The following is a 25,815-nucleotide window of genomic DNA, read 5'->3' as shown; positions in this document are numbered from 1 at the left end:
TTCTCGATACGGGGGTGCGGGGAGGGGTCCCCGTCTTCCGGATACAGAAGATCATGCTGTGATCATCGGCCACGACCGGTGGTCCCGGCCGGTGATTCCCCCGATCGCGGCCGTTTGCGTGCCCCGGGGTCGCTTCCGTGTCTCGTCTGCTCCCGGGGGCGGGCCGTCTCCGTGGTTTTCCTGTTGGTCGCCCGCTGGTCGGCGGGCGTGGGAGAGGCGGCGCGGCGGTCCGGGAGGGCCGCCGGCCGCACGGGTTTCTGACGCGTCCTGACGGGCCCTGCCACCGCGGGGCGGCCGATGATGCCCGCTTCGCACCTTTCCTGCTTGAACCACAGAAAGTAACACCAGGTGACTCAGGAAAATTGTGAACCATAACCCCTTAAAGGTCGTCGAACCGACCGGAACAGCTCGACCGTCATCACGACGCCGGGTAGCTGCTCCGCGAAGCCGAGACGCACAGGGTGCGGCGCGATCTAAGGGAATCGATGAGCAGAAGCCGACTGGAGACGGAACGTGGTTCGACGCGTGGCACGGTGACGCCACGATCGGCTTCTCTCTCGGTGAGGCGGGCGACGGTCGGCGCGCTCGCCATGGTCGGGATGCTGACCGCGGCGTGTGACGCCGACCCGGCGAAGCCCTCGGGCAAGGCCGGTGGGGAGACGGTGTCCTCCGATGTGCAGGAGATCGGAGGACGGCCCGAGCCGATCGCGACGGTGTCGCCGACCTGGATCGACAAGCTGACGGCCATGCGCGACAGCGGCAACGAGCGTGCCTGCACCTGGTCGACCGCCTACCCGTCGGTGCAGGACGCGGAGACGTTCACCACGGAACTCGGCCGCACGGTGGAGAACGAGCGCACCCGTTTCCTGGAGGAGGCCCGGAAGACGGGCTGCGACGATAACAAGCACAAGGCGCCGGAACTGAACGTCGACTTCAGCTTCCTCGCCGTCGCGGACGACGTGACCGGGGTGCGGTTCGTCACCCTCTACCTCGGCAACATGACCGGCGGGAAGTCAACCACCTCGGTCTGGTACGACGGCACGGCCAAGCAGGTCGTACCGGCGCTCTCCCTCGTCGACCAGGGCATGCGGAGCCAGCTGGGGACGGCGGTGAAGGACGCTCTCGCCGACCGCAAGAGCGTCGACACGCAGGCGCTGGACCGCGTGGCCGCGAACCCGGAGGCCGCCACCTTCGACGACCTCGCGTTCAGCGGCACCGGTGACCTGGTCGTGACGTTCGACGAGGGTGTCGTGGGGGCCAAGAGCACCGGGCAGGTCCAGGTCGTGCTGCCCCGCGCGACAGCGGAGCCGTTGCTGTCGGAGTTCGGCCGCCGCGCGCAGCGCCGGGCGCTGGAATCGGGGAAGAAGCCCGTCGTCGTGACCGCCACCTCGACGTCGTCCGGGACCGCGCCGTCCGACGCCTCCGCGAAACCCACCCCCAAGCCGGTCGACTGCCGCAAGGTCAAGTGCGTGGCGCTCACCTTCGACGACGGCCCCGGCCCGCACACCGACAAGCTCCTGGGCTACCTGGCGAAGTACCGAGCCCGCGCCACGTTCTTCGTCGTGGGACAGAACACCGCCATGAGCGGCGCGGTGGTGCGGCGGACGGCCCAGGCGGGGCACGAGATCGGCGGCCACAGCTGGTCCCACCGCGATCTGACGAAGCTCACGGCGGCGCAGATCGAGGACGACCTGCGCCGCACCGAGCGGGCCATCCAGGCCGCGGCGGGTGTCACACCGAAGATCGTCCGGCCGCCGTACGGCGCCATCAACTCCACCGTCCGCAAGGCGACCAAGCAGCCCATGATCATGTGGAGCGTGGACACCGAGGACTGGAGGTACCGCAACAGCAGCAGGGTGGCGCGCGTCGCCGTCAACTCGGTGAAACCCGGCGGGATCATCCTCTTCCACGACATCCACCCGACCTCGGTCGAGGCGATCCCGCGGGTGCTGAAGACCCTCTCCGAGCGCGGCTACCACTTCGTGACGGTCAGCGAGCTGTTCAACGGCAAGCCGCCGAAGGTCGCCTACAGCGCCGACCCGCCGGCCAAGGCCAAAGCATCCTGAGGCTCTCCGGGCGCCTCGCGGATGCGGCCGCCCGCGGCGGGCCCGTCGCGGGGGCGGCCGATTTTGTCGGTGGCGTCTGGCACGCTGCAGCGGTGATCTACTTCGGCTGCCGTACGCATCACCAGGGCCCGCTCGGGGAGCGGGCCCTCCGCCTGCCCGACGCGACCGTGCTCGGCTGGTTCCGCCGGGGGTGGAGCGCCGTCGTGGACGACGTCCTGAGCGACGCCGCCGCCTGGGTCGAGGCAGAGCTCGGAGGGGACGGGGCCGGGCTGGTCCCGTTCTTCGAGCGCGTCCGCGAACACCGCGTCCCCGCCCCGGAGTCCTGGGAGGGGCTGCGTGACGTCCTGCGGGAGCACCTGCCCGCCGGGGCGGAGCCGCGGGTGGACGCGCACAGCGTGCGGGTCCACTCCGCCGGGGCCGAGGCCGAGCCGCCCCTGTTGTTCTTCGCCGACGTGTTCGCGGCGGCGGACCTCGACCGGGTGGCCCGCCCGCTGTACGGGGAGCGGCGGCCGTCCGGGAGCGTGCTCACCGTGCCGAGGCCGGCGGGCGAGGCCGTCAGGGTGTGGCCGTTGCCCGTAGCCGGGGTGCCGCTCTCATCCGGCGCCGCCGGGGCGCCCGCCCGTCGCGGCGGTGGTGTCGCGGTCGGCGGAAGGCCGTGATCGGAAGGCCGTGAACCGGCGAAAGGTCGTGGCGGGCCGACGACCGCGAATCTGAGGCGAGTCGTGAACCGGTAGAAGGTCGTGATCGAGCGGCGGTCGTGATCGGGTGGTAGGTCGTGAGTGGCCGGAAGGCCGTGAGAACGGGGGAGCCGAAGCCCGTCCGGACGTGAGCCGCCCCGGACGGGCTCCGTTCCGCCTACAGCCGGGTCCGGGTTCGGGCACGGCCGAGCAGGGCGCCCAGGGCGACCATGCCCAGGCCGAGCACCAGGTGGAGCCAGTTGTCGGCGGAGTTGACCGGAATGAAGTTGGCCGGGCTGTCATGGCTGATCAGCAGGCCGTAGAGGAACAGCAGCAGGTAGATCACGCCGCCGCCGATCAGGTAGTTGCGGGCACCGGACCAGGTGCGGGAGAGCACGACGCCAGCGATGCCGAACAGCAGGTGAACGATGTTGTGCAGGATCGAGACCTCGAAGATCCCAAGCAGCATGGCGTCGGAGCCGTGCCCGGCCATCTCCAACTCGTCGGTGTTGGTGGTGACCCCCGGGATGAACCCCAGGATCCCCACGAGGAGGAATACGATCCCCACGACCAGGGCCGCGAGTTGCAGCGGCGATCGGCCGGTGTGCGTACGCGGTGTGTCCATGACGCCTCCCACGGGTAGTAGGCACTGGACCTCCGCTACCCCGGTGACGGGGTTCACACCTTGGCGAACCCCGTACCTTCTCCGTACCGCCTCGGGGTCCCCGTCTGCGGGCCTTCCGCACCGCTTCAGGCCTCAGGGCACCGTCCCGGGCCCTCGGCGGGGCTCCGGCGCGGCGGTGCGGGCGGGGCTCCGGCGCGGCGGTGCGTCGGCTAGAGGCGGCGCAGGGCGGGTAGGAGCTCCTTCTCCGACCAGTCGAAGAACATGCCCTGGTGTTCGTGCCCGATCTGGACCAGCGCGACGTGGGTGAAGCCGGCGTCGGTGTAGGCGCGCACCGCCTCCACCACCGCGTCCACGTCGGCGCCGCACGGCACCTTCGCCGCGACGTCCTCGGGGCGTACGGTCTCGGCGTAGGCCGCGAAGTTGACGGGACCCGGAAGCTCGGCCATGACCTTCCAGCCGGCGGCCGACCACCGCCACAGCCGGTGCGCTCGTTCTCTGGCCGCCTCCGGATCGGGGTCGTAGCAGATGGGGAGCTGGCCGTAGACGGGCTTGCCCGCGCCGCCCTCGTCCGCGAACGCACGTACCAGTTCCGCGTCCGGGTCCGTCGCCACCAGCGCGTCGCCGTACTCGGCGGCGATGTTCCCCGACCGTCCGCCCGAGGCGGCGATCGCCAGCTTCATCGGCTGCTCGGGACGGTCGTACAGCTTGGCCGAGTCGACGTCGAAGTACTCGCCCCGGTAGGTGACGTAGTCGCCCTCGAACAGCTCCCGGATGATCTGCACGGCCTCGGTGAACATGGCGTGACGGGTGTCGGCCGACGGCCAGCCCTGCCCCACCACATGCTCGTTGAGGTTCTCTCCCGCCCCCAGCCCGAGGGTGAAACGCCCCTCGCTCAGCGCGCCCATCGTGGCCGCCTTCTGCGCCACCACCGCCGGGTGGTAGCGCATGATCGGACAGGTCACGTACGTCATCAGCGGGAGCCGCCGGGTGGCCTGCGCGGCGGCTCCCAGCACTGACCAGGCGTACGGTGAGTGCCCCATCTCCTCCAGCCACGGGAAGTAGTGGTCGGAGATGACCGCGTAGTCGAAGCCGACCCGCTCGGCCGTGGCGACGTCCTCGACCAGTTGCCTGGCGGGCGTCTGCTCACACATCATCGTGTAACCGATCTCTGCCATGGTCGGCCCCCTACCCCGTGCCCGCCGGGTGTCGCCGGAGCGGCGAAGAATCTTGCGGCACTTTATGGTCCGGCGACGGTGCCGCCGTGGTCCGGCAATGGTTCCGCTGTGGTTCGGTGGCGGTTCCGCTGTGGTTCCGCTGTGGTTCGGTGGCGGTTCCGCTGTGGTCCGGCGGCGGTGCCGCCGTGGTTCCGTCGCGCTCCCGCCGTGCCTCAGCGGCTCAGGCCGTGCGGGCGTTCCAGAGTCTCGGAGTCGAGGGGGACGGCCGAGCCGCGGACCAGGTCGAGCTGGACGGTCTGGCGTGGCAGCAGGGTGTCGAGCAGCCAGTTCCCGGCGATGCGTGCCCGGCCGCCGGGGACGGCCAGCAGGTGGTAACCCCGGGTGACCACCTTGGCCGGCAGCCCGGACAGCGGCACCCCCAGCGGGTTCGCGGCGGCGTCGAGTCCGCCCAGGTCGACGACGAACCCCAGGTCGCTGTGCTTGTACGGCAGGAGCTGCCCGTGACCGTAGGAGGCGGCGATGTTGCGGGCGGCGCGCTTGCCCTGGCGGCCGGCGTGCTGGGCGGTCATGGCCGTGTACTGGCCGGGCCGGGCGAGGTCCGGCACCGCCGCCGCGTCGCCGCAGGCGTAGATCTCCGGGTGGCCGGGCACCCGGAGGAACTCGTCGACCAGCAGCCGCCCCCGCTCGGTCGGCAACCCGAGCGACTCCACCAGCGGGTCGGGGCGGACCCCCACGCACCAGATCAGCGAGCGGGTCGCCACGAACTCGCCGTCGGAGAGCTTGACGCCCTCGGCGGTCGCCTCGGCCACGCTCGTACCGGTGCGGATCTCCACACCCCGTTCACTCAGCGTCCGGTGCGCCGTCCGCGACAGGCGCTGGTCGAGCTCGGGCAGGATGCGCGGCGCGAGGTCGGCGAGGATCCAGCGGATCGGCTGGTCGCGCAGGCCGGACCGCTTCTTGCGGGCGTTCAGCGTGAGCAGCTGGCCCTGTGCCGCGACCTCGGTTCCCGTGTAGCCGGCACCCACGACCACGAAGGTGCAGCGGGCCCTGCGCTCCTCGGGGTCGTCGGAGGCGTCGGCCAGCTCGATCTGGCGGATCAGGTGGTCGCGCAGGTAGAGGGCCTCGGCGAGGCTGCGGAAACCGTGCGCGTGCTCGACCACACCGGGGACGGGGAGCAGCTTGTTGACGCTGCCGACCGCGATCACGAGACGGTCGTAACCGAGCTCACGGTGGTTGCCCTCGGCGTCGGTGCACTCGACCCGGCGTGCCTCGACGTCGACCTTGTCCACCGTGGCGAGCAGGTGCCGCACACCGGGACAGTTGTCCACCAGGGGAATCGCCACCTTGCGCGGGTCGAGGATCCCGGCGGCCACCTCCGGCAGCAGCGGCAGGTACAGGAAGTAGTCGGTCGGATTGATCAGGACGATCTCCACCGCGCCTTTGGCGATCTTGGAGAGGGTGCGCGCCGTGGTGAAACCCGCGAACCCGCCTCCGACGATGACGACTCGCTGTCGCTGGGCCATGACGAAACTCCCTTCAGTGGTCCGTTTCCAGCGGCCTGCCCGGTATGCGATCGACCAAGCACGAGAGATCACCCGGTTTCACGGTGAACCCCGCAGGCGCCGGGTTCGCATGGCCCGTCCGCCGTGGTGCTCGTCCCCGGCGCGCGACCTGCGGGCGTCGGGCCCGGCGTCAGGCGCCGGTGGGCTTCTCGTAGCCCTCGTCCTGCCCGTAGACCCGCTTGTCCGGGTCGTCCTCCGGCTGGTTGGCCGGGTCGGTCGGGGACGGTGCGAACTCCCCGGCGATGTCCGGTTCGGCGTGCTCCTCCGGCGCTTCCCGCCGGTCGGCGAGCGGCCTGTCGTCATCGGGCTGCGACATGTTTCCTCCTCGTTCGCGGGGCGGGACCACCCGGTCCTGGGGTCTGCCCACCGGAGGCGGGTTCATGTCCGCGCCGGAAAGGAGGCGCCGGGGGAGCGGGACATCGTCCCGGCGAGATCCTCACCGGTGCCATTGTTTTTCTTCCGGTCACCGAGGGCGGCGGATCGGGGACGAAGTAAAAAGATTTCCAGGGCGAGGGAAAGATAATTGAATTCGTCGGGGGAGGGGGCGGAGCGCGTCCGCGGCGGCCGGGCCGGTCCTGGCCCGCCGGGCACCGGTCGTGGAGCTTCCAGATCGCGGCCGAGCGGGCCGGAGGTGATCGAAGGGGTTCGCCGCCGACGCTTTTGACCTGGGAATGCGTGCTGACGGTGCGAGCGGGGTGGGCACTGGCCGGCGCCGTTCGGCAGGTGCCGGAAGGGGGCGGGGGCCCTCCGGAGGGCCCGGCGGACCCACGATTTACCATCGAATCAATGCGTCCGAATCAATGCGTCGGTGAAATGAAGCGATCGCATGACTGAAAACCGTCGTCGCGGGGATGGCCGGAGTTGGAATCCGGTACGGGCTGAATGCTTGCGGTTTCCACCACGACGGGCCCGGCGGGGGCCGGGTGCCGTGGGTTCCAGTGTCGAGAGCACCACGGTCGTTTCTCCCAGGCAGGGGTGATCATGAACTCACATCGTGACCCGCGGTCGTCCGTGAGCCGGCCGGTACGGCCCGTGGCGGTCTCCCGTGCCCCGGACCGGAGCGGTGCGGCCCGTGGGGCGGAAACGCGCGTTCCCGCGGGGAAGACCGTGGGAAGGCCGGCGGGGAAGACCGCGGGAAGACCCGTGGGCAGGACCGCGAAGACTCCGGGGACCGGGAGGAGTCCGGGAAGGACCGCGAAGGCTCCGGGAAGGGCCGCGGGGAGGACCCCGACGACCGCGAGGAAGACACGGGCCGCCGGCGGTGCGTCATGACGACCTTCGAGCAGTCGCGTCCGGAGCCGATGACCTCACCGCTGGCGCCGCGCCGGCAGTCGAAGGGTGCGGTCATCGTCAGCTGGCTCTCCAGCACCGACCACAAGGTGATCGGCTACCTCTACCTGATCTCGTCCTTCGTGTTCTTCCTGCTCGGCGGGATCATGGCCATGGTCATCCGGGCGGAGCTCGTCGCCCCGGGGCTGCAGGTGGTGAGCGCCGAGCAGTACAACCAGATGTTCACCATGCACGGCACGGTCATGCTGCTGTTCTTCGCCACCCCGCTGTTCGCGGGGTTCGCCAACGTGATCATGCCGTTGCAGATCGGCGCGCCCGACGTGGCGTTCCCCCGGCTCAACATGGTGAGTTTCTGGCTCTTCCTGTTCGGCGGCACCATCGCCATGCTCGGGTTCTTCACCAACGGGGGTGCCGCCGACTTCGGCTGGACCGGCTACCCGACGCTGTCGCGGTCGGCCTTCTCCCCGCAACTCGGCAGTGACCTGTGGGTGCTGGGCCTGACCATGTCGGGGCTCGGCACGATCCTCGGCTCGGTCAACTTCATGACCACGATCATCTGCATGCGGGCTCCCGGCATGACCATGTTCCGCATGCCGATCTTCACCTGGAACGTGCTGCTGACCGGTGTGCTCGTGCTGATGGCCTTCCCGGTGCTCGCCGCCGCGCTGCTCGCGCTGGAGTCCGACCGCAGGTTCGGCTCCCATGTCTTCGACCCGGCGAACGGGGGGCCGATCCTCTGGCAGCACCTGTTCTGGTTCTTCGGCCATCCCGAGGTGTACGTCATCGCGCTGCCGTTCTTCGGCATCGTCACCGAGGTGATCCCCGTCTTCAGCCGCAAGCCGATCTTCGGTTACATCGGCCTGGTCGGCGCGACCATCGCCATCGCGGGCCTGTCGATGACCGTGTGGGCACACCACATGTTCCCGACCGGCCAGGTGCTGCTGCCGTTCTTCTCGTTCATGACGTTCCTCATCGCGATACCCACCGGGGTGAAGTTCTTCAACTGGATCGGCACCATGTGGCGCGGCCACATCGCGCTCAAGACACCGATGCTGTTCGCCGTGGGGTTCCTGGTGACCTTCCTGTTCGGCGGGCTGACGGGGATCATCCTGGCCTCGCCGCCGCTCGACTTCCACGTGCACGACTCCTACTTCGTCGTCGCGCACTTCCACTACGTGGTCTTCGGCACCGTCGTCTTCGCGATGTTCGCGGGCTTCTACTTCTGGTGGCCGAAGATGACCGGCAAGATGCTGCACGAGGGACTGGGGAAGATCCACTTCTGGACGCTGTTCATCGGCTTCCACACCACGTTCCTGGTCCAGCACTGGCTGGGAGCCGCGGGCATGCCGCGCCGGTACGCCGACTACAGCCCCGCAGACGGGTTCACCGAGCTGAACGTGATCTCCTCGGTTGGCGCGTTCCTGCTCGGCGCCTCCACGCTGCCGTTCCTCTACAACATGTGGCACACCGCCCGGCACGCCCCCCGGGTGACGGTGGACGACCCGTGGGGATACGGCAACTCGCTGGAGTGGGCGACCTCCTGCCCGCCGCCGCGGCACAACTTCACCTCGCTGCCGGTCATCCGGTCTGAGCGGCCCGCGTTCGACCTGCACCGCCCGCATGCGGCGGCCGCGGCGCAGCCCCGCCAGCTCGATCCGGCGGACCCCGGCAAGGAGATCTGACGGCCGGGCCGTCATGACCGGTCACGGACGGGAGAACTGCCGGGGGCCTGCCGGGTGAGGGGTCCCGGCGGGGTCAACCGGTGGTGACGGGACGGCCGAGGGCGGTCCTGGTGGTCTCCTCGGGGTAGGGGGACAGGCGTACGGCCTCGTCCGGGGTCGTACGCCTGGCGGCGACCTCCGCGCAGAGATGGGCCACCGCGGTGATCTCGGCGTGCTGGGCGGTCACGAAGGCGCGGTCCACCGGGTCGCCGTGGCCGGGCACCACGACGTCGCACGGGTACCCCAGCAGGCCGGTGACCGTCGTGGGCCACTCCAGCGGGTAGGCGTCCTCGTAGGCCGGCGGGGCGCCGTTCTCCACCAGGTCACCGGCGAAGAGCACGCCGGAGTCGGGCAGGTGGACGACCAGGTCGTTGGCGGAGTGGCCGCGACCGAGGTGGGCCAGGGTCACGGGCCGTCCGCCGACGGTCAGCTCCGCCCGGTCCGTCACCAGACGGCCGGGCGGTGCGATCCCGGTGGCGGCGATGTCGGCCGCGATGTCGGGGCGTCCCTCGCGGCGGTAGTGCAGCATCCACTCCTGCCTCATCCGCTCGCCGTTGGCGGCGAGGTCGGCGCGGCAGTCCTCGTGTGCCCAGACGGGACACTCCAGGAACGCCCGGGTGCCGAAGCTGTGGTCGAAATGCGAGTGGGTGATCACCACCGTCCAGGGGTCGCTGGTGACACGGCGAACCTGCTCCGCCAGCTCGGCCCCCTGCCGTTCGTCCCCGCGCGTGTCGACGACCAGGCACCCGCCGTCACCCAGGACCAGCCCCACCGACAGGTCCAGTTCGGCGTACCGCCGCACCAGCACGCGGTCGGCCACCTCGATCCATCGCCCGTCTTCCACACCCCGCATTCTCCACGAGCACCTCCGCCGGCGGGCCGGGACCCGCGGCACCGGCCCGCCCGGCGGCCGGGCCGGGGGCGGCACCGGTGTCGCGGGTGCCGCCCGGGGACACGGCCGGTGTCACGGGTGCCGGGCCGATGCCACCGGCATCAGGCCAGCACGCGGCCGAAGACGCGGGCGTACATGCGGCCCGGGCTCGGCACCGAGGCCGGGTGCAGGAACCCCGGGAGCACCGGCAGGTCCACCACGAAGGGCTGCAGACGCTCGTACAGGACCTCGGCGGCGGCGGGACGGTTGTCCGGGTCCTTCTCCAGCAGGTCGCCGATCAGGCGGTTCAGCTCGGCCGGGACCCCGGGCACCTCGGGCGGGCGTTCCTTGACCTGGCGCTCGAAGACGGCGTACTCGGTGGGGCCGCTGAACAGCTGGCGGCCCGTCAGCATCTCGTGGATCACGCAACCGAGGGCGTAGAGGTCGCTGCGCGGACCGGACAGGCCGCGCTGGATCTGCTCCGGCGCCATGTACGAGGGGGTGCCGAGGAGCTGGCCGACCCGGGTGAACTGGGTGGTGTCGGCCTCGCGGAGCACGGCGAGGCCGAAGTCGAGCACCTTGACGCTCCCGTCCGGGCAGAGCATGAGGTTGGTCGGTTTCAGGTCGCGGTGGTAGATCGACAGGGTGTGCGCCGCCGCCAGCACCGCGCACGCCTGGGCGGCGATCGCCGCGGCCCACGGCACCGGCAGCGGCCCGTGCTCGCTGACCACGTCGGCCACGGTGACGCCCTCGATGAACTGCATCACCTGGAACAGCCGCTGGTCGAAGGTGCCGAAGTCGTACAGGACCGGGGCGCCGGGATGCTCCAGCTTCGCCAGGATGCGGGCCTCGCGCAGGAAGCGCCGCTTCTGCTCCTCGTCGGGGCCGGTGAGGAGCTTCAGGAACTTGACCGCCACCCGGCGGTCGAGATGCTTGTCGTGACCGGCGTAGACGGCGCCCATGCCCCCTGGCCCAGGGGGAGGTCGTCGAGCACATACCGGTCGCCGATGACCATCGACCCTCCCTGGACGTGCGGGTGTCACACCCCTTGGTCGCACGGCCGGAGATGGCCGTCGACCAGTCCGTCAAAGCCTAGCCGGATCAGTGTTTCCCCCAGAGCCCTCGTGTCACGCAGCCGGTCTTCCAGCTCGAACAGCTCACGGAACGCCGTGCCGTACCTGCGCTGGTCGGACAGCGGGAGCATCGGCACCCGGGCCCGCCGGACGTCCAGGCGGCTGGAACCGGGGTGCACCCGCGTCGCGTCGGCCGAACGCAGGAACCCGGCCAGGAACCCGGAGTCGAGCCGTTGCGGGTCGACCCGGTAGAGCGTGAGGTGCGGGCCGAGCGCCGCGCCGCTCTGAGTGATCAGCCGGACCGTTCCCAGCGCGCTCGCCACGACGTCACCGGGCATGATCATGACCAGTGCGGGGTCGAGGACGGTGCGGCCGGACGGGGAGGAGCCCATCGCGGTGTCGTCGGCGGTCAGCACCGGCAGCGGACCCTCGTCGGCGGACATCCTGGCCGGCGCCTGAAGGATCGTGATCAGCCCCGCCTTGGCCAGCTCACCGACCGTGGTGGTCGGCAGGTCGTTCCGCTCGGTGAGGAGCTCCAGGGCGGGGGTGGCGTCCGACAGCGTGGCCGAGGTCTCCTTGAACCTGGCCAGCGCGTCGGTGAACTCGCGGAGGAAGTCCAGTGAGCCCTGCTGGGGACGGTGCCGCGCCGGGGTCAGGTCGACCTCGTCGTCGAGCAGGTCGATGATCCGCACGGTGCGGCTCTCGCCGGACGGCTCCGCCTCGGGATCGGAGGCGTACGCCCGCCAGGCGGGCTCCACGACCGACAGGTCCTCGGCGGCGTCGATCACCAGGAGCCGGGACGGCGGACGCGCGCCGTCCGGGCGGCGGAGCACCCACAGGTCCGGGCCGCCGGGCGCCAGCGTCACCACCGCCCGCAGTGCCCCGGCCCGCAGCAGGTTGCTCCGGATCCGCTTGCCCGGACGCCGGCCGGCCGCGGCGGTGGGCATCAGGATCGCCACCAGGCCGCCCGGCCGCACGTGGGCCAGGCAGTGCTGCACCCAGGCGAGCTCCGGCTCCCCGCGCGGCGGCAGGCCGTACTCCCAACGGGGGTCGCCGGCCAGTTCCTCGTACCCCCAGGCGCGTTCGTTGAACGGCGGGTCACAGACCACGGCGTCGGCGAGTTCCCCGGCCAGGCCGTCCTCGCGGAGCGAGTCTCCGGCGACGATGCGCGCCTGGGCTCCGCGCAGCAGCACGCGGACCGCGGTGAGCAGCGCACTCGTCTCGCTGATCTCCTGGCCGAGCGGGGTGTCCGCGTGCAGCAGGAGCGTTCCGACACCGCACGCCGGGTCGAGGACGGCCCCCTTGTCCGGGGCCACCAGCCGGATCATGAGCGCGGCCACGTCGTCCCGGGTGACGGAGAGTTGGCGGGAGTGGGCCTCGACGTAACGCTCGAAGAGGAACTCGAAGGCGTCCAGCGGCCCGCGCTCGGCGGCCAGTTCGGTGAGCAGCCGGAGGAGGGCCTGGTCGTCCAGGCGGAGGTCGATCGATCCGGGCAGATCCGCGGTGACCGCTTCCATCCGGGCGAGAGACCCCATACCATGATCACGCCAGGCCGCCGGTTCACGGTGCAGGAAGAGCAGGAAAGCGCCGGCCTTGCCCACCAGCTCGCCCAGCCGCAGATCGTCAGCCGACGTGCGCATCCGCTGCCAGACCAGGTCTCCCAGCGAGACCTCGAACGACTTGCCGTTCGCGCGCAACCACACGGCGACTTCGGGCAGGGAGAACAGCGGGCTGGAGGCGGTGCCGCCCACGGGCTGGGGGAAGTCTTCGTGACGACGGCGCCAGTTGCTCACCGCTGCCCTGCCGACCCCGGCGAGCCGGGCGATGTCGCCCGCGTTCACGGTGATCTCCTGGCGCTCCTCCATATTGGGCCACAGTAGTTGACTGTGCCGCAACGGTCTACAACGACTTTGCTTGTGAAGTGCTTCAACCAGTGATTTACTGCCCTCATGGCACTGAACCAACCACTGGCACTGCGCTACGCGGCCCGCTCTGACGTAGGCGTCCGCCGGGAGGCGAACGAGGATTCGGGCTACGCGAGCGCGCGTCTGCTGGCCATCGCCGACGGAATGGGTGGTCATGCGGCTGGGGAGGTCGCCAGCTCACTTGCCGTCACCGCCGTGGCGGCGCTGGACGAGTCGCTCCCCGCCGACGGTGTCGACCTGCTCGCGGCGCTCAAGGACGTGGCACGGGACGTCAACCACACGCTGCGCGAGATGAGCGAGCAGGACCCGACGCTCCGTGGCATGGGCACCACACTGACCGCCATGCTGTGGGACGGCGCCACCTTCGCGCTGGCCCACGTCGGAGACTCCCGGGCCTACATGCTGCGCGACGGCGCGCTCTACCAGATCACCCATGACCACACCCTGGTGCAGTCGCTCGTCGACGAGGGGCGGATCACCCCCGAGCAGGCCGCCGAGCACCCGCGCCGGTCGATGGTGCTGCGGGTCCTCGAAGGCACCGGCGACGGCGAGCTCGACCTGTCGCTGCGCGAGGCGTATCCCGAAGACCGTTACCTGCTCTGCTCCGACGGGCTGACGGCCGTGGTCGGGCCCGAGACCCTCTTCAACACCCTCACCGAGGTCGCCGACCCGGACGAGGCCGCGCGCATCCTCATCGACCTGGCCAACCGGGGCGGCGGTCCCGACAACATCACCTGTGTCGTGGCCGACTTCGGGGCCCCGGCCGGTGCCGGGCCCGCGGCCCCGATCATCGTGGGGGCCGCGGTCGAGCGGCGGCTCGCCCTCTGACGCCCCGGGAGGGCCGTCCGCACCGGCCCTCCCGCACTCCGGGCGCCCGGCCCACCGGGGCCCGCGCACCGGACCCTCCCGCGACTGCGGGCGTCCGGCTCACCGGGTCCTTCCGGCAGGCGCCTCGTTCACCAGGTCTTCCCGGTGATGCGCTCGTACGCCTCGACGTAACGCGCACGCGTGGCCTCCACGACCTCGGCGGGCACCTCGGGAGCGGGCTCCTTCTTGTCCCAGCCGGTTCCGGTCGCCCAGTCGCGCACGTACTGCTTGTCGAACGAGAACTGCGTCCGGCCCGGCTCCCACCGGTCGGCGGGCCAGAAGCGCGAGGAGTCGGAGGTCAGCACCTCGTCGCCGAGCACCAGCGTGCCGTCGGCGGCCCAGCCCAGCTCGATCTTGGTGTCCGCGATGATGACCCCCCGCTCCGCGGCCAGCTCCGAGCCCCGCCGGTAGACCTCCAGCGTGATCCGCCGCAGCTCCTCGGCGGTCTCGGCACCCTCCCTGGCGACCACCTCGTCGAAGGTGACGGCCTCGTCGTGCTGCCCGAGCGGCGCCTTGGTGGTCGGGGTGAAGATCGGCTCGGGGAGCTTGGAGCCGTCGACCAGGCCCGGCGGGAGCGGCACGCCCGAGACCGAGCCGTGTGCGCCGTACTCCTTCAGCCCGCTTCCCGTCAGGTAGCCGCGCGCGATGCACTCCACCTGCACCATCTTCAGCCTCCGGCACCGGACGGCACGCCCCAGGAACTCGGCGGGCACGTCGGTGGCCGAGATCACGTGGTTGGGCACGACGTCCGCGAGCTGCTCGAACCACCACAGCGACAGCTGCGTGAGGATCTTCCCCTTGTCGGGGATGGGCGTGGGCAGGATCACGTCGTACACCGACACCCGGTCGGAGGCGACGAGGATGATGTCATCCCCGTCCTCGTACACGTCGCGGACCTTCCCGGAATGAAGAAGCTTCACTGCTGTCCTTGCTCTCGCTCTGTCTCGTGGCCGCGGGAGGGCCGCCGGTCGCCGACCGGCACCCGCTCACCGTATTCGACGTCGGCAACCATCCTCGCAGGCCCGGGGGACAGCCGGTCGGCCGCCCGCTCGATGGCGCTGCTCACCTGGTCGGCCAGGAGACCGACCGCGCCGACCGCGCGGTTCACCGGGTCGTCCCCGGAGCCGCCGAGGGCCCGCGCACGCAGGTAACCCGCCTTCACCTCCGCCCACCGCTCCGCCTGCCCGGCGGTCATGGTCCCCCGCAGCTCGGCCAGCTTCAGCAGGTTCGCCTCCGCCCCCGAGGTGAGGGTCTGGGCCTCGCCGAGGTAGTGATCGTCGATCACGGCCTCCAGCTCGGCGTCGTTCATCACCGGGACGACGCGCGCGGCCAGCTTGTTCATGTTCCGGTAGGAGCCCTGGAGCTGGAACGGCGGCTCGGTCCGCGACGCGTCCGACTGGGCGGCCGAGGCGATGTACGCCTGGTTGTTGGCCAGCACCACCCGCTGGATCCGCAGCAGCTTGCGCAGCACCGCGAGGATCTGCTCCAGCTCGACCGGTGAGTACGGGTGGGAGAGACGGTCCGCCCGGACCCCGGCGTCGCCCCGCGCCAGCCTGACCAGCAACCGGACGTCGTCGCGGTCCCGGGTGGACAGCGGCGCCAGGACCGGGTTGGAGGTCAGGGCGTTGTCGATGTAGCTCAGCGCGAACAGCTCCTCCCGGCCCGACAGCACCTCGCCGAGGTTCCACACGTCGGCGCGGTTGGCGAGCATGTCCGGGATGCGGAAACGCCCGCCCGACTCGGTGTACGGGTTGCCCGCCATGCAGACCGCGAAGCGCTTGCCCCGCAGGTCGTAGGTGCGCGACCGGCCCTCCCAGACGCCCTCCATCCGGCGCTGGCCGTCGCACAGCGAGATGAACCTCTGCAGCAGCTCCGGGGAGGTGTGCTGGATGTCGTCCAGGTAGAGCAGGACGTTGTTGCCCATCTCCAGCGCGAAGGAGATCTTCTCGACCTCCTGGCGGGCCGTCGCGTCGGGCGCCTCCGCCGGGTCCAGTGAGGTGACCAGATGGCCCAGCGCGGGGCCGTTGACCTTGACGAAGACCAGGCCGAGCCGGCTGGCCACGTACTCCATGAGGGTGGTCTTGCCGTAACCCGGCGGGGAGATGAGCAGCAGCAAGCCGTTCTGGTCGGTCCGCCGGGCGTCGCCGGCCGCGCCGAGCTGCTTGGCCAGGTTGTCGCCGATCAGCGGCAGGTAGACCTCGTCGAGCAGCTGGTTGCGGACGAAGGCGTTCATCACCTTCGGCCGGAACTCCTCCAGCCGCAGGCGTTCCCGCTCGGCCGCGATCAGCTCGTTGCGCCGTCGCTGGTAGGCGCGGTACGCCGGGGCGCGGTGCTCGCGGAACCACCGGGTCCTGGCGAGGAACTCGTCCAGGCGCAGCTCCAGCACGCGTCCGGCGACGCGCGGATGCGTGCCGAGCAGGCCCTCGACCGTGGTGATCAGGGACGCCTGCGACTCGTGCCGGGGCACCTCGCACAGCAGCGCGGCCACCGCCTCCGCCAGCTCGGGTGATCCCGTCCCCCGCGCCGGATCTCCCGCCGGATCTCCCACCGTGGCGGGACCGGTGGCGGCGCCGGAGACCGGGCCGGAGCCGGGGGAGGAGCCGGGGGAGGAGCCGGAAGCCGGGCCGGGACCGGTGGCGGCGTCGGCGACCCGGCCGGAGCCGGTGACCGAGGCGTCGAAGGCGCCGAGCCACGCCTCGGCCAGCCGGTACCGCCGGGCGAGGTCGTCGCCGAGCGCCCGCAGGTCGTCGTCGAACTCCCCGCGCGCCGGGCCGAGCGCGCGGTCGAACCGTTCCAGCAGCGACCGGGCCCCGGTGCTCGTGACGAACCCGAACGGCCGGGACGCGAGTTCCTCGAACAGGTACTCTCCGGCCAGCTCGAACACACCGGTGCCGTCCACGTCGCCGGTGTCGTTCACGCCGTCCGTACCGCCGGTGCCGCCGGTACGGTCATGCCGGGCTGTGGCCGTTCCGGCCGCCGTGGCCGCTGTGACCTTCCCGGCCTCCCCGGTCGTCGTGCCCGTTATGCCCGCCGCGTCGTCGCGCAGGCGGCGGGCGAAGGCGGCGATCGCCGCGCCGAGGGCGGCGCGGGTCTCCTCCACCGCGCTCACCCTGCCGAACAGGGTCCGGGCACGGGCGAGCGACGTCGCCCGGGTGGTCCATGCCACGCGGGCGGCCTCGTCGGTGCCGAAGGCCCAGAACAGCTGGGCGGCGGCCCTGGCCCCGGCCGGATAGCGGAGCAGCCCGGCACCCGAGTACAGGCGCAGCACGGCCCCGAGGATCGTCGCCGCGTCGTGGTCGTGGACGCCGCGCTCGTACCCCTCGTCGTAGCGGGTCTCCGCCACCCGGCGGACGATCTCCACGAGCCCGTCGCCGTCCGCCGCCTTGTGCAGCTCGCCGAGGGAGACCGGGTTCCCGCCCACGGTGAGGGTGCCGGACTCGGCCTCGGCCAGGATCGAGGCGGCCAGGTGCTCACCCCGGTAGACCTCCGCCGACTCCGAGACCAGCAACTGGTCCCAGAACCGCCGGGTGCCGGCGAAGTCCGGGTCGCGCACCGGTGAGCGGTAGTCGGTCCCGGTGATCGCGAAGGCGGGCCCGTCCCGGTGGGGGACGAGGGTCAGGTCGGGCGCCTGCGTGTTGACGGCGAACAGGTGCCGTCCGAGCCGGATGGTCTCCCCGCCGTCGGTGTAGAGGTCGAGCCGGTCGCGCAGGGCCCGGCCCGCCTCCTGGCGGGCCGCCGCGATCCGGCCTTCGAGCTCCTCGGCGCGGACCTGGTCGCCCAGCTCCCGCAGCTCCCCGGCCACGCCGCGCAGCCTGACCACCATCGCGTCGGACCCGAAGTAGGTGTTGACCTCGTCCAGGGACCCCAGCGTGGTCACCCGGCGCCGTACACCGGTCAGGATCCGCTCGGCGGACTCGGCGAGCCGGTCGGCCCGGCGGGCCCGCTGGTCGAGCAGCGCCTGGCGGCGGGAGGAGAACGCCTCGTAGACGTCCTCCCGTTTGACGGCCAGCCGCCTCAGGAAGTCGTCGAACTCGGCGAAGCGCGACTCCATGTTCTCCAGCTGGAGCATCAGGCGGCCCAGCTGCTCCTCGCAGCGCTCCGGGGTGTCGGACATCGCCAGCGCGCCGGTGATCGCCTGCCCCAGCAGCGCGAACTCGGCGGCGAAGCTCGCCCGGCCCTCGCTCGCCAGCAGCTCCCTGCGGCGGGCCTCCAGCGTGGCACGGGCACGGTTGACCCCGCCGAGCACCTCACCGACCCGTTCCAGGATGGCGGTGCGCGCGGTGGCGTCGGCGATGTCCAGCGTGCCGACCACCTCGACCACCACCTCCAGGCCCCGCGCCTGCCGGTCCAGCCGCTCGCCGACCGGCCCGGCCTCGGCCGTGGTCGCGATGGCGCCCGCCTCGCCGGCCAGCCGCCCGACCTCCGCGTGGTACCCGGCGAAGGCGTCCTCACCCTGCAGGAAGCCCACCGCGCGCTGCGCGGTGCCGTCGATCTCGGCCGTCAGCTCCGCGTCGAGCTCGCCGATCCGGCCGGTGTCGATGTGGCGCATCTCACCCAGGGTCACCAGGTGCCCCTGGGCCTGCCGCAGCTCCGACAGCCGCTCGATCCACCCCTGGGCGGAGCGCGGCGCCTGGGCTCGCGACTGCCGCACGAGGGCCGTGACGTCCGCCGCGGCGGCCTCCAGGGCGTCCGCCGCCTGCCGGGTGAGCGCCTGGACCTTCTCGAACTCCTCCAGCACCTGCTCGGCGGTGGCCCGTACGTCGGCCAGCGGGCCGCGCAGCCCGTGCTCGTCCAGCCAGTGGTAGCGGTCGGCCGCGCGGTCGCAGGAGGCGATCAGAGCCTCGAAGACCGGGACCGACGGCGCCATCTCGTCGGCCATCCGGGCCACCGACAGGCAGTCGGAGACGCCTCGGACCAGCTCGGCGTTGCCGATCCGCTCCAGCGGCCCGGTCCCGGTGGGCTGGGAGGCGGCGTGGACGTCCGAGTGGTACGGCGTCTGCCAGACCTGCATGGGGTGCACCCGGGTCGGCTCGTCGGAGACGGCCCGGAAGACCACCATCGTGCCGTCGTCGAAGAGTGAGTACCCGTGGCAGGACAGCGGCGTCGCCACCTGCTTGCGGATCACGTTGTACGGCAGCAGCAGCGACCGGCCCTCGGCGTGGGCGTGGAAGACGTAGAGCACGTCCTCACCGTTGGGCGAGCGGATGACCCGCTCGAACTCCAGCTCGGACACGTCCGCGTCGAAGGTCTTGGCGACGCCGGTGGACAGGTAGTAGCCGCCGGGGAAGATGATCCCCTGGTCCTCGGGCAGGCGCTGGCAGGCCTGCCCGATGCCGTCGAGGCGGACCACGGCCTTGGTCCTGGTGTTGAAGACCAGGTGCCGCCACTCGGTCTCCTTGTACGGCCGCACCCGCAGCAGGATCAGCGGGCCGATCCTGGCGTGGTGGATCTCCGCGTCGGCGAGGCTCTGCAGCGGCTCGGTGACCGGCTCGCGGTAGATGCCCTCCCCGGTCTCGGTGTTGTTCTCGATCTTGATGGTGAGGTCGCCGCCGACGGTCTCGACGAACACCTCGCCCTCGATGGAGACGTGCGGGTGCCGGCCGGGCACGTGGTCGTCCCGGGTGGCCGGAGTCCATTCGAAGTCGTGGGAGGGCGGGAAGGTGTGGTCGCGCTCGCCCCGGTCGTCGACGTAGGTGAGCGAGCCGTCCAGCCCGACCTGCCAGCGCAGCACGCGCGTGTCCTGCGGGCCGGTCCGGAAGACGGCCAGCAGCTTGCCCTCCACGCGGCGCAGCCGCGTCAGCCGGGTCTCCCGGTAGTACCGGTAGAGCTCGGCGAAGTCCCGCTCGAACCGCGGGTCGCGGAACATCGGCGCCGGGTCGAACCGGAAGCCGTCCTCCCCGTCGCCCGAGCCCCGGGTGAAGGTGTGCACGGAGAAGACGTCGTCGACGGTCGTCTCCGGCTTGAGCCCGATGAACACGTTGTAGCCGAAGAGCATGAGCCCGCCGATCGACACGATGTCACGGGGCACGCAGTTGTTCTCGGTGCGGATCCGCTCGGTGCCGATCAGCCTGAGCTCGGTGCCGCCGAACACCGCCAGGCGTTCGGCGTTGAGCGCGTCGGCGCGCGCGGCCAGCTCGGCGGCCTGCTCGCCGAGCCTGGCGCGGAGCACCTGGTAGGTGCCCGCGTCCAGCCCGGTCCCGCCGCCGGTGGCCTCGGTGACGGCCTGTGCCGCGGGTGCGGTCACCGCTGGACGGAGTCGAGCACGACGACGGGGGGCTCGACGGCGTCGGCGCCCCGGGCGTCACCCAGCAGGTCGCGCAACCTGTCGGCGTCCGGGCCGCCCTGCTGGATGAGCTTGACCAGCAGCGCCGACAACGAGAGGTTCCGCACGTCGGCGGTGTCGATCGAGCCGAGGACACGGGCCAGGTCGGCGGGCAGGCTCGCGGAGCCGTCCAGGTACGGCCCGGCCATCGCCTGGGCGACGTCGGAGTGCGCGACGAAACCGTCCACGGCCTTGCCCATGGTGATCGAGCTCATGAGCCGGTCGAAGAACACGCTGTCGCCGCCGACGATGTCGATGTTGGCCTTGGACAGGCCGGCGGAGAGCACGGACGCCTGCGACTCGGCGACCTTGAGCTGGGCGTTCACCCCGGCGAGGCGGATCTCCTTCTCCGCCTCCAACCGCAGGCGGTACTCCTCGTGGGCACGGGTCGCGTCGCTCAGCGCGGCCATCGCCGTCGCCTTCTCGGCGAGACCCTCGGCCTCGGCCTTGAGCTTCTCGCCGACCGCCGCCGCGGCGGCCAGCGCCTTGGCCTGCTCGCCCTCGGCCTCTGCCTTGAGCTTCTCACGCACCGCGGTGGCCACGGCGTGGGCCTTGGCCTGCTCGCCCTCGGCGACCGCCAGGGCCTTCTCCCGCTCCACGGCGGCCTCGGCGCGGCCGACCTTCTCGATCGCCGCGGCGTCCCGCTCGCGCACCTGCACCTCGGCCAGGCCGGCCGCCGCCACCTCGGCCTGGACGCCCTCGGCCAGGCGGATCTTGGCTCGGGCGTCGAGCTCGGCCGCCTGCTGCCGGGCCTCGGCCATCACCAGCGCCTCGCGCGCCTTGTGCTTGGACGCCGCCTCGGCCGCCTCGGCCGCCTTGATGTCCTTGACCAGGCTCTCCTGCGCCTCGGCCTCGGCCTGGATGATCACGGCCTGGCGGGTCCGCTCGGCCTCCTCGACGACCCGCAGGCGCTTGATGTTCTCCTCCTGCTCGGCGACCGTCTTCTCAACCATGATCCGTTCGCGGACCACCTCGGCGATGGAGCGCTTCTCGCCCTCCAGTTCCTTGTCCTTGGCGATGCGGGACAGCTCGGTCTCGCGCTCGCGGGCGATGACCTCCAGCAGGCGGTCCTTCTCGATGCGCTCACTCTCGATGGCGATGACCCGCTCACGGTTCTTCGCGGCCACCGCGATCTCCCGGGCCTGGTTCTCCCGCTGGACGCCGAGCTGCTCGTCGGTGCGCAGGCCGGCGGTCTGGGCCTTGAGCCGCTCCTCGGCCTGGACCTTGGCGGTCTCGGCCTCCTCGCGGGCACGCATGGTCTCGATCTCGCGCTTCTGCTTGGTCTCCGCGTCGACCTGGCGGCGCTCCAGTTCGAGGATGGCCTCGCGGGCGTCCACGTTCTGGCGGGTGATCTCCTTCTCCTCCCGCCGCTGGAACTCGTTGGTCCGCACGTGCTCGGCCGCGGTCAGCTCGGTGATCTTACGGATGCCCTGGGCGTCGAGGATGTTGGCCGGGTCGAGCTTGGAGAGCGGGGTCTGCTCCAGGAAGTCGATCGCCGCGTCCTCCAGGCTGTAACCGTTCAGGTCGGTGCCGATCACCTGGATGATCTGGTCGCGGAAGTGGTCGCGCTGGGTGTAGAGGTCGACGAAGTCGAGCTGCTTGCCGACGGTCTTGAGCGCCTCGGAGAACTTGGCGTTGAACAGCTCCTGCAGCGTCTCCTGGTCGCTGGCCCGGGCGGTGCCGATGGCCTGGGCGACCTTCACCACGTCCTCGACGGTCTTGTTGACCCGGACGAAGAAGGTGATGCGGATGTCGGCCCGGATGTTGTCCCGGCAGATCAGGCCCTCGTTGCCGGACCGCTCGATCTCGATGGTCTTCACCGAGATGTCCATGAGCTCCGCCTTGTGGAAGACGGGCAGCACGACCGCGCCGGTGAAGGTGACGTCTACCTTGTTCACCTTCGAGATGATCAGGGCCTTGCCCTGTTCGACCTTGTTGAACAGGCGGCTGATCATGAAGAGCAGCCCGATGGCGACGAGCAGGGCGACGGCGAGAAATATGCCGAAGCCGGTGGAGATGACGTCCATGTGGTCCCTCGGTTAGAGACGGTGGGGGTCGAGTTCCGCGTCGTACGGCATCACCCAGAAGAACTCGCCGGGGGCGTCATAGGCGAAGATCAGGGCGGTGCTGCCGGCGGCGAAGACGTCGTCACCGGTCTGGCGTACTTGAACGAGCGCGGAGGATCCGTCCGGCGAGGTGACCTCGGCCTGCCCGAAATCCTTTCCGACCCGGGTGGTGCGGACGACGCACATGCGGCCCACGAAGTCGGCGCGGGAGGGGACGCGCTCCTTCGGGGCGGTTCGGCGCAGCAGGGCGACGATCACGCGGGTGCACGCCCAGGCGCACAGCAGCGCCACGAGCAGCACTCCGACCAGGGCGGGGGTGCCGGTGAACAGCACACCGCCCACGAGGCCGGCGAACCAGGCGACGACGGTCAACGACGAGACGACCACTGCGACCGGGACCCCGCCGAGTCCCAGCCCGCCGAGGAACCCGCCGGTCCCCGCGGTGCCGGACGCGTCGGCCGTGCCGCCGAGGCCGGTGTCGGGGACGCCGGTGTCGGGGATGCCGCCGAGGTCACCGTCGAAACCGACGGCGCCGACCGCGACGAGCAGCCAGTACGCGATGACCACCAGCAGCGGGAACGTGAACAGGACGGTCGGGAAGGCCAGTGCGGCGTCGACGAAACGGCCCATCGGCGTGTGAGGTCCCCCTGCTGCTGCGTTCGATCGTGCTCCCCCGAGCACGTGTTTCCGTCTATGCAGGGACAAAGAATGATCGACAGAAAAAGTTCCCCAGATCCGGAATATTGTGAAAAATCATCGTTGACCTGGGATTCAGTCCGGGAACCGGCGGAGGCGGCGCCTCGAACCGGCGCGGCGGGAGCCGGGGGAGACGGCACTGCGAAGCGGCGTGCTGGGATCCAGGGGAGACGGCACTGCGAAGCGGCGTGCTGGGAGCCGGAGAAGGGGACACCCCGGACCGGCGGCGGGTCCGCCGGGCCGGTGACGGGTCCGCCGGGCCCGTTACGACGGGTTGGCCGAGCCGACCACCACCGGGTCGTCCACCATCGGCCCCTCGACCACGTCGGCGACCACGCACGTGACGTTGTCCGGGGCCCCGGCCTCGCAGGCGAGCCGGATCAGCTCCTGGGTCACCTCCTGGAGGTCGTCGACCTCGGCGAGCACGTGACGGAGCTGCTCGGCCTCGACCACCCCGGACAGCCCGTCGGAGCAGAGCAGGTAGCGGTCGCCGACCTCGGCGTCGCGCAGCGACAGGTCGAGCTCCATGTTCTCCCCGCCGTCGAGGACCTGGAGCAGGATCGACCGGTGCGGGTGCCTGGCGGCCTCCTCGGCGGTGATCCGGCCGTCGTCCATGAGGGTCTGCACCAGCGTGTGATCGTAGGTGATCTGGTAGAGGTCGCCGTCGCGCAGCAGGTACGCCCGCGAGTCACCGATGTGGGCCAGGGCGACCCGGGCGCCGTTCCAGAGCATCAGGGTCAGGGTGGTTCCCATGCCGGTCAGGGACGGGTCTTCCTCGACCAGTTCCCGCAGGCGCTGGTTGGCCTTGCGGACCCCGGCCTCCGCGGCGGAGGCCAGGTCGCCGGGGCACTCCTGGTCGAGCGAGGCGACGGTGGCGATCACCGCGGAGCTGGCGACCTCACCGCCCACGTGCCCGCCCATTCCGTCCGCGACCGCGAGGAGCCGTGGGCCGGCGTAACCGGCGTCCTCGTTGCCTTGCCGGACCCGGCCGACATCGGAACCTGCCGCATAGCGCAGTGTGATCATCTGCACACCACTGGATCGTCGAGTTGCACGAGATAGCCGCTTTCGTACAGTCGGGACAGGCGTAGGGCGGATCGAGATGTTCCACAATCCACTCAACACCATGGTGGCGCAAGCGGCCTGGGGAAGTGTTGCCACATCTGTTGACAGCCGTGGTGGCGCGTAAGCTGTTTCGGCGCCCCGCACAGTGCCGGGAGCTCCCTACCTTACGCATCCCGAGGAGACGAGGAAATGGCCGCGATCATTCAGGAGGCGGCACGCCGCCGTACGTTCGCGGTGATCAGCCACCCCGACGCGGGCAAGTCGACCATGACCGAGGCCCTGGCGCTGCACGCCTCGGCGATCAGCCAGGCCGGCGCGGTGCACGGCAAGTCGGGCCGGCGCGGGGTGACCTCCGACTGGATGGAGATGGAGAAGGCCCGTGGCATCTCCATCACCTCCGCGGCCCTCCGCTTCGAGTACCGCGGCCATGTCTTCAACCTGGTCGACACCCCGGGTCACGCCGACTTCTCCGAGGACACCTACCGCGTGCTGGCCGCCGTCGATTGCGCGGTCATGCTGCTCGACGCGGCCAAGGGCATGGAGCCGCAGACCCTGAAGCTGTTCGAGGTCTGCCGGCACCGCCGCATCCCCGTCATCACCTTCGTCAACAAGTGGGACCGGCCCGGCCGCGAGGCGCTGGAGCTGCTGGACGAGATCGAGGAGCGGACCGGCCTGAAGCCCACGCCGATCACCTGGCCGATCGGCACCGGCGGCTTCTTCCACGGCGTGGCCGACCGCGTCGACGACCGCATCGTCCGCTACACCCGCACCCCGGGCGGGGCCACCAAGGCCATCGAGACCGAGCTGACCCCCGAGCAGGCCCTGGCCGAGCTCGGCGGCGACTGGGAGCGGGCCAAGGACGAGGTCGACCTGCTCTCCGCGATCGGCGCCGACCACGACCAGAAGGCGTTCGAGGCGCACGAGTCGACCCCCGTGCTGTTCGGCGCCGCGCTGTCCAACTTCGGCGTGGGCCGGCTGCTGGACGCCATGGTCGACATCGCCCCCGCCCCGTCCCCCCGGCCGGACGCCCAGGACGACCCGCGTCCGCTGGACGAGCCGTTCTCCGGGCTGGTCTTCAAGGTGCAGGCCAACATGGACCCCTCGCACCGCGACCGCATCGCGTTCGTCCGGGTCTGTTCCGGCAGGTTCGAGCGCGGCATGGTGCTGACCCACGCGGCCACCGCCCGGCCGTTCGCCACCAAGTACGCCCAGTCGGTCTTCGGCCAGGAGCGCGCCACGATCGACGAGGCGTACCCGGGTGACGTCGTCGGCCTGGTCAACGCCACCGCGCTGCGTCCCGGCGACACGCTGTACGACGGTTCACCGGTCGAGTTCCCGAAGATCCCGAGCTTCGCCCCCGAGCACTTCGCCGTCGCCCGGGTCCGCGACTCCAGCCGGTCCAAGCAGTTCCGCAAGGGCATCGAGCAGCTCGACGCCGAGGGCGTGGTGCAGGTGCTCCGCTCCGACGTCCGCGGCGACCAGGCTCCGGTGCTGGCCGCGGTCGGCCCGATGCAGTTCGACGTGGTCAAACACCGGATGGCCGCCGAGTTCAGCACCGAGATCACCCTCGACCGGCTCGACTTCGGCATCGCCAGGCTCACCGACGCCGCTTCGGCGCCGGTCCTGACCCGCCAGCGCGGGGTGGAGGTGTTCACCCGCTCGCAGGACGGCGCGCTGCTCGCGCTGTTCACCGACGAGTGGCGGATGCGCGGCGTCATGCGCGACCACCCCGATCTCGTGCTGAACGCCCTGCTCGCCGACACGAGAGGCTGACCGGGAGGACCCACGAGATCGGTTCATGGTGAGATATGTCG

17 protein-coding genes are annotated in these 25,815 nt (G+C 71.1%); 5 read left to right on the top strand and 12 right to left on the bottom strand.

All coding sequences use genetic code 11. The features are described 5' to 3' along the window. Window positions 1–560 precede the first annotated feature (560 nt). Together F4562_RS11075 and F4562_RS11070 are read left to right on the top strand one after the other, a co-directional pair. On the top strand, window positions 561–2,066 hold the full coding sequence (locus F4562_RS11075) for a polysaccharide deacetylase family protein (RefSeq protein ID WP_311733851.1): 1,506 nt from the start codon (window positions 561–563) through the stop codon (window positions 2,064–2,066). A gap of 92 nt (window positions 2,067–2,158) precedes the next feature. Then, the gene (locus F4562_RS11070; RefSeq protein ID WP_184538975.1) at window positions 2,159–2,725 is read left to right on the top strand and encodes a hypothetical protein; all 567 of its coding nucleotides are present in this window, start codon (window positions 2,159–2,161) and stop codon (window positions 2,723–2,725) included. Between the two features lie 196 nt (window positions 2,726–2,921). On the opposite strand, the gene F4562_RS11065 is transcribed toward F4562_RS11070, so the two are convergent. The 4 genes from F4562_RS11065 to F4562_RS11050 form a co-directional block, all read right to left on the bottom strand. Next, window positions 2,922–3,368: a DUF4383 domain-containing protein gene (locus F4562_RS11065; protein WP_184538977.1), complete on the bottom strand. Its 447-nt coding sequence runs from the start codon at window positions 3,366–3,368 to the stop codon at window positions 2,922–2,924. A 209-nt stretch (window positions 3,369–3,577) separates the two neighbouring features. After that, a complete protein-coding gene (locus tag F4562_RS11060; RefSeq protein ID WP_184538979.1) occupies window positions 3,578–4,543 on the bottom strand; it encodes a TIGR03557 family F420-dependent LLM class oxidoreductase in 966 nt (321 codons plus the stop codon). Window positions 4,544–4,755: 212 nt separating this feature from the next. Then, window positions 4,756–6,066 carry an NAD(P)/FAD-dependent oxidoreductase gene (locus F4562_RS11055; RefSeq protein WP_184538981.1) on the bottom strand — a complete coding sequence of 437 codons (1,311 nt, stop codon included), beginning with the start codon at window positions 6,064–6,066 and terminating at the stop codon, window positions 4,756–4,758. Between the two features lie 169 nt (window positions 6,067–6,235). Then, complete coding sequence (locus F4562_RS11050) at window positions 6,236–6,421, bottom strand: hypothetical protein (RefSeq protein ID WP_184538983.1); 186 nt, start codon at window positions 6,419–6,421, stop codon at window positions 6,236–6,238. A gap of 952 nt (window positions 6,422–7,373) precedes the next feature. Here F4562_RS11050 and ctaD point away from each other — a divergent pair. Continuing rightward, a complete protein-coding gene (gene ctaD / locus F4562_RS11045) occupies window positions 7,374–9,077 on the top strand; it encodes an aa3-type cytochrome oxidase subunit I (protein ID WP_184538985.1) in 1,704 nt (567 codons plus the stop codon). Between the two features lie 73 nt (window positions 9,078–9,150). Here ctaD and F4562_RS11040 read toward each other — a convergent pair whose 3' ends face one another. The 3 genes from F4562_RS11040 to F4562_RS11030 form a co-directional block, all read right to left on the bottom strand. Beyond that, window positions 9,151–9,960: an MBL fold metallo-hydrolase gene (locus F4562_RS11040; protein ID WP_375782455.1), complete on the bottom strand. Its 810-nt coding sequence runs from the start codon at window positions 9,958–9,960 to the stop codon at window positions 9,151–9,153. 149 nt (window positions 9,961–10,109) lie between these two features. After that, on the bottom strand, window positions 10,110–10,949 hold the full coding sequence (locus F4562_RS11035) for a serine/threonine-protein kinase (protein WP_246473405.1): 840 nt from the start codon (window positions 10,947–10,949) through the stop codon (window positions 10,110–10,112). A 77-nt stretch (window positions 10,950–11,026) separates the two neighbouring features. Next, window positions 11,027–12,925 (bottom strand): N-6 DNA methylase, encoded by a 1,899-nt coding sequence (locus F4562_RS11030; RefSeq protein WP_184538989.1) that lies wholly within the window; start codon window positions 12,923–12,925, stop codon window positions 11,027–11,029. A gap of 84 nt (window positions 12,926–13,009) precedes the next feature. Here F4562_RS11030 and F4562_RS11025 point away from each other — a divergent pair, with 84 nt between their 5' ends. Next, complete coding sequence (locus tag F4562_RS11025; RefSeq protein ID WP_184538991.1) at window positions 13,010–13,813, top strand: PP2C family protein-serine/threonine phosphatase; 804 nt, start codon at window positions 13,010–13,012, stop codon at window positions 13,811–13,813. Window positions 13,814–13,941: 128 nt separating this feature from the next. On the opposite strand, the gene F4562_RS11020 is transcribed toward F4562_RS11025, so the two are convergent. The 5 genes from F4562_RS11020 to F4562_RS11000 all read right to left on the bottom strand — a co-directional run bounded on the left by F4562_RS11020 (window position 13,942) and on the right by F4562_RS11000 (window position 23,962). Beyond that, the gene (locus tag F4562_RS11020) at window positions 13,942–14,772 is read right to left on the bottom strand and encodes a phosphoribosylaminoimidazolesuccinocarboxamide synthase (protein WP_184538994.1); all 831 of its coding nucleotides are present in this window, start codon (window positions 14,770–14,772) and stop codon (window positions 13,942–13,944) included. Continuing rightward, window positions 14,769–20,096, bottom strand: a complete 5,328-nt coding sequence (locus F4562_RS11015) for a DNA repair ATPase (RefSeq protein ID WP_184538996.1) — start codon at window positions 20,094–20,096, stop codon at window positions 14,769–14,771. The genes F4562_RS11020 and F4562_RS11015 overlap by 4 nt, the downstream gene beginning before the upstream one ends. Then, entirely contained in the window at window positions 20,093–22,201 is a 2,109-nt protein-coding gene (locus F4562_RS11010) for a flotillin family protein (protein WP_184538998.1), read from the bottom strand. The genes F4562_RS11015 and F4562_RS11010 overlap by 4 nt, the downstream gene beginning before the upstream one ends. A gap of 12 nt (window positions 22,202–22,213) precedes the next feature. Beyond that, complete coding sequence (locus F4562_RS11005) at window positions 22,214–22,870, bottom strand: OB-fold-containig protein (protein WP_184539000.1); 657 nt, start codon at window positions 22,868–22,870, stop codon at window positions 22,214–22,216. 330 nt (window positions 22,871–23,200) lie between these two features. Beyond that, entirely contained in the window at window positions 23,201–23,962 is a 762-nt protein-coding gene (locus F4562_RS11000) for a PP2C family protein-serine/threonine phosphatase (RefSeq protein WP_184539598.1), read from the bottom strand. Window positions 23,963–24,190: 228 nt separating this feature from the next. Between F4562_RS11000 and F4562_RS10995 the strand changes: the two genes are divergently transcribed. Then, a complete protein-coding gene (locus F4562_RS10995) occupies window positions 24,191–25,774 on the top strand; it encodes a peptide chain release factor 3 (protein WP_184539002.1) in 1,584 nt (527 codons plus the stop codon). Window positions 25,775–25,815 lie beyond the last annotated feature (41 nt).

Source organism: Streptosporangium becharense, from assembly GCF_014204985.1.
Lineage (GTDB): Bacteria > Actinomycetota > Actinomycetes > Streptosporangiales > Streptosporangiaceae > Streptosporangium > Streptosporangium becharense.
Note: the sequence above shows the minus strand (reverse complement) of the source record. Positions and strands in the feature narration are given on the sequence as shown.

Bases quoted from the DNA above. Each gene is read 5' to 3' on its own strand.
- F4562_RS11025 (WP_184538991.1), top strand. From the start codon at position 13,010: ATGGCACTGAACCAACCACTGGCACTGCGCTACGCGGCCCGCTCTGAC.
- F4562_RS11055 (WP_184538981.1), bottom strand. From the start codon at position 6,066: ATGGCCCAGCGACAGCGAGTCGTCATCGTCGGAGGCGGGTTCGCGGGT.
- F4562_RS11035 (WP_246473405.1), bottom strand. From the start codon at position 10,949: ATGGGCGCCGTCTACGCCGGTCACGACAAGCATCTCGACCGCCGGGTG.
- F4562_RS11000 (WP_184539598.1), bottom strand. From the start codon at position 23,962: ATGATCACACTGCGCTATGCGGCAGGTTCCGATGTCGGCCGGGTCCGG.
- ctaD (WP_184538985.1), top strand. From the start codon at position 7,374: ATGACGACCTTCGAGCAGTCGCGTCCGGAGCCGATGACCTCACCGCTG.
- F4562_RS11010 (WP_184538998.1), bottom strand. From the start codon at position 22,201: ATGGACGTCATCTCCACCGGCTTCGGCATATTTCTCGCCGTCGCCCTG.
- F4562_RS11005 (WP_184539000.1), bottom strand. From the start codon at position 22,870: ATGGGCCGTTTCGTCGACGCCGCACTGGCCTTCCCGACCGTCCTGTTC.
- F4562_RS10995 (WP_184539002.1), top strand. From the start codon at position 24,191: ATGGCCGCGATCATTCAGGAGGCGGCACGCCGCCGTACGTTCGCGGTG.
- F4562_RS11050 (WP_184538983.1), bottom strand. From the start codon at position 6,421: ATGTCGCAGCCCGATGACGACAGGCCGCTCGCCGACCGGCGGGAAGCG.
- F4562_RS11065 (WP_184538977.1), bottom strand. From the start codon at position 3,368: ATGGACACACCGCGTACGCACACCGGCCGATCGCCGCTGCAACTCGCG.
- F4562_RS11030 (WP_184538989.1), bottom strand. From the start codon at position 12,925: ATGGAGGAGCGCCAGGAGATCACCGTGAACGCGGGCGACATCGCCCGG.
- F4562_RS11060 (WP_184538979.1), bottom strand. From the start codon at position 4,543: ATGGCAGAGATCGGTTACACGATGATGTGTGAGCAGACGCCCGCCAGG.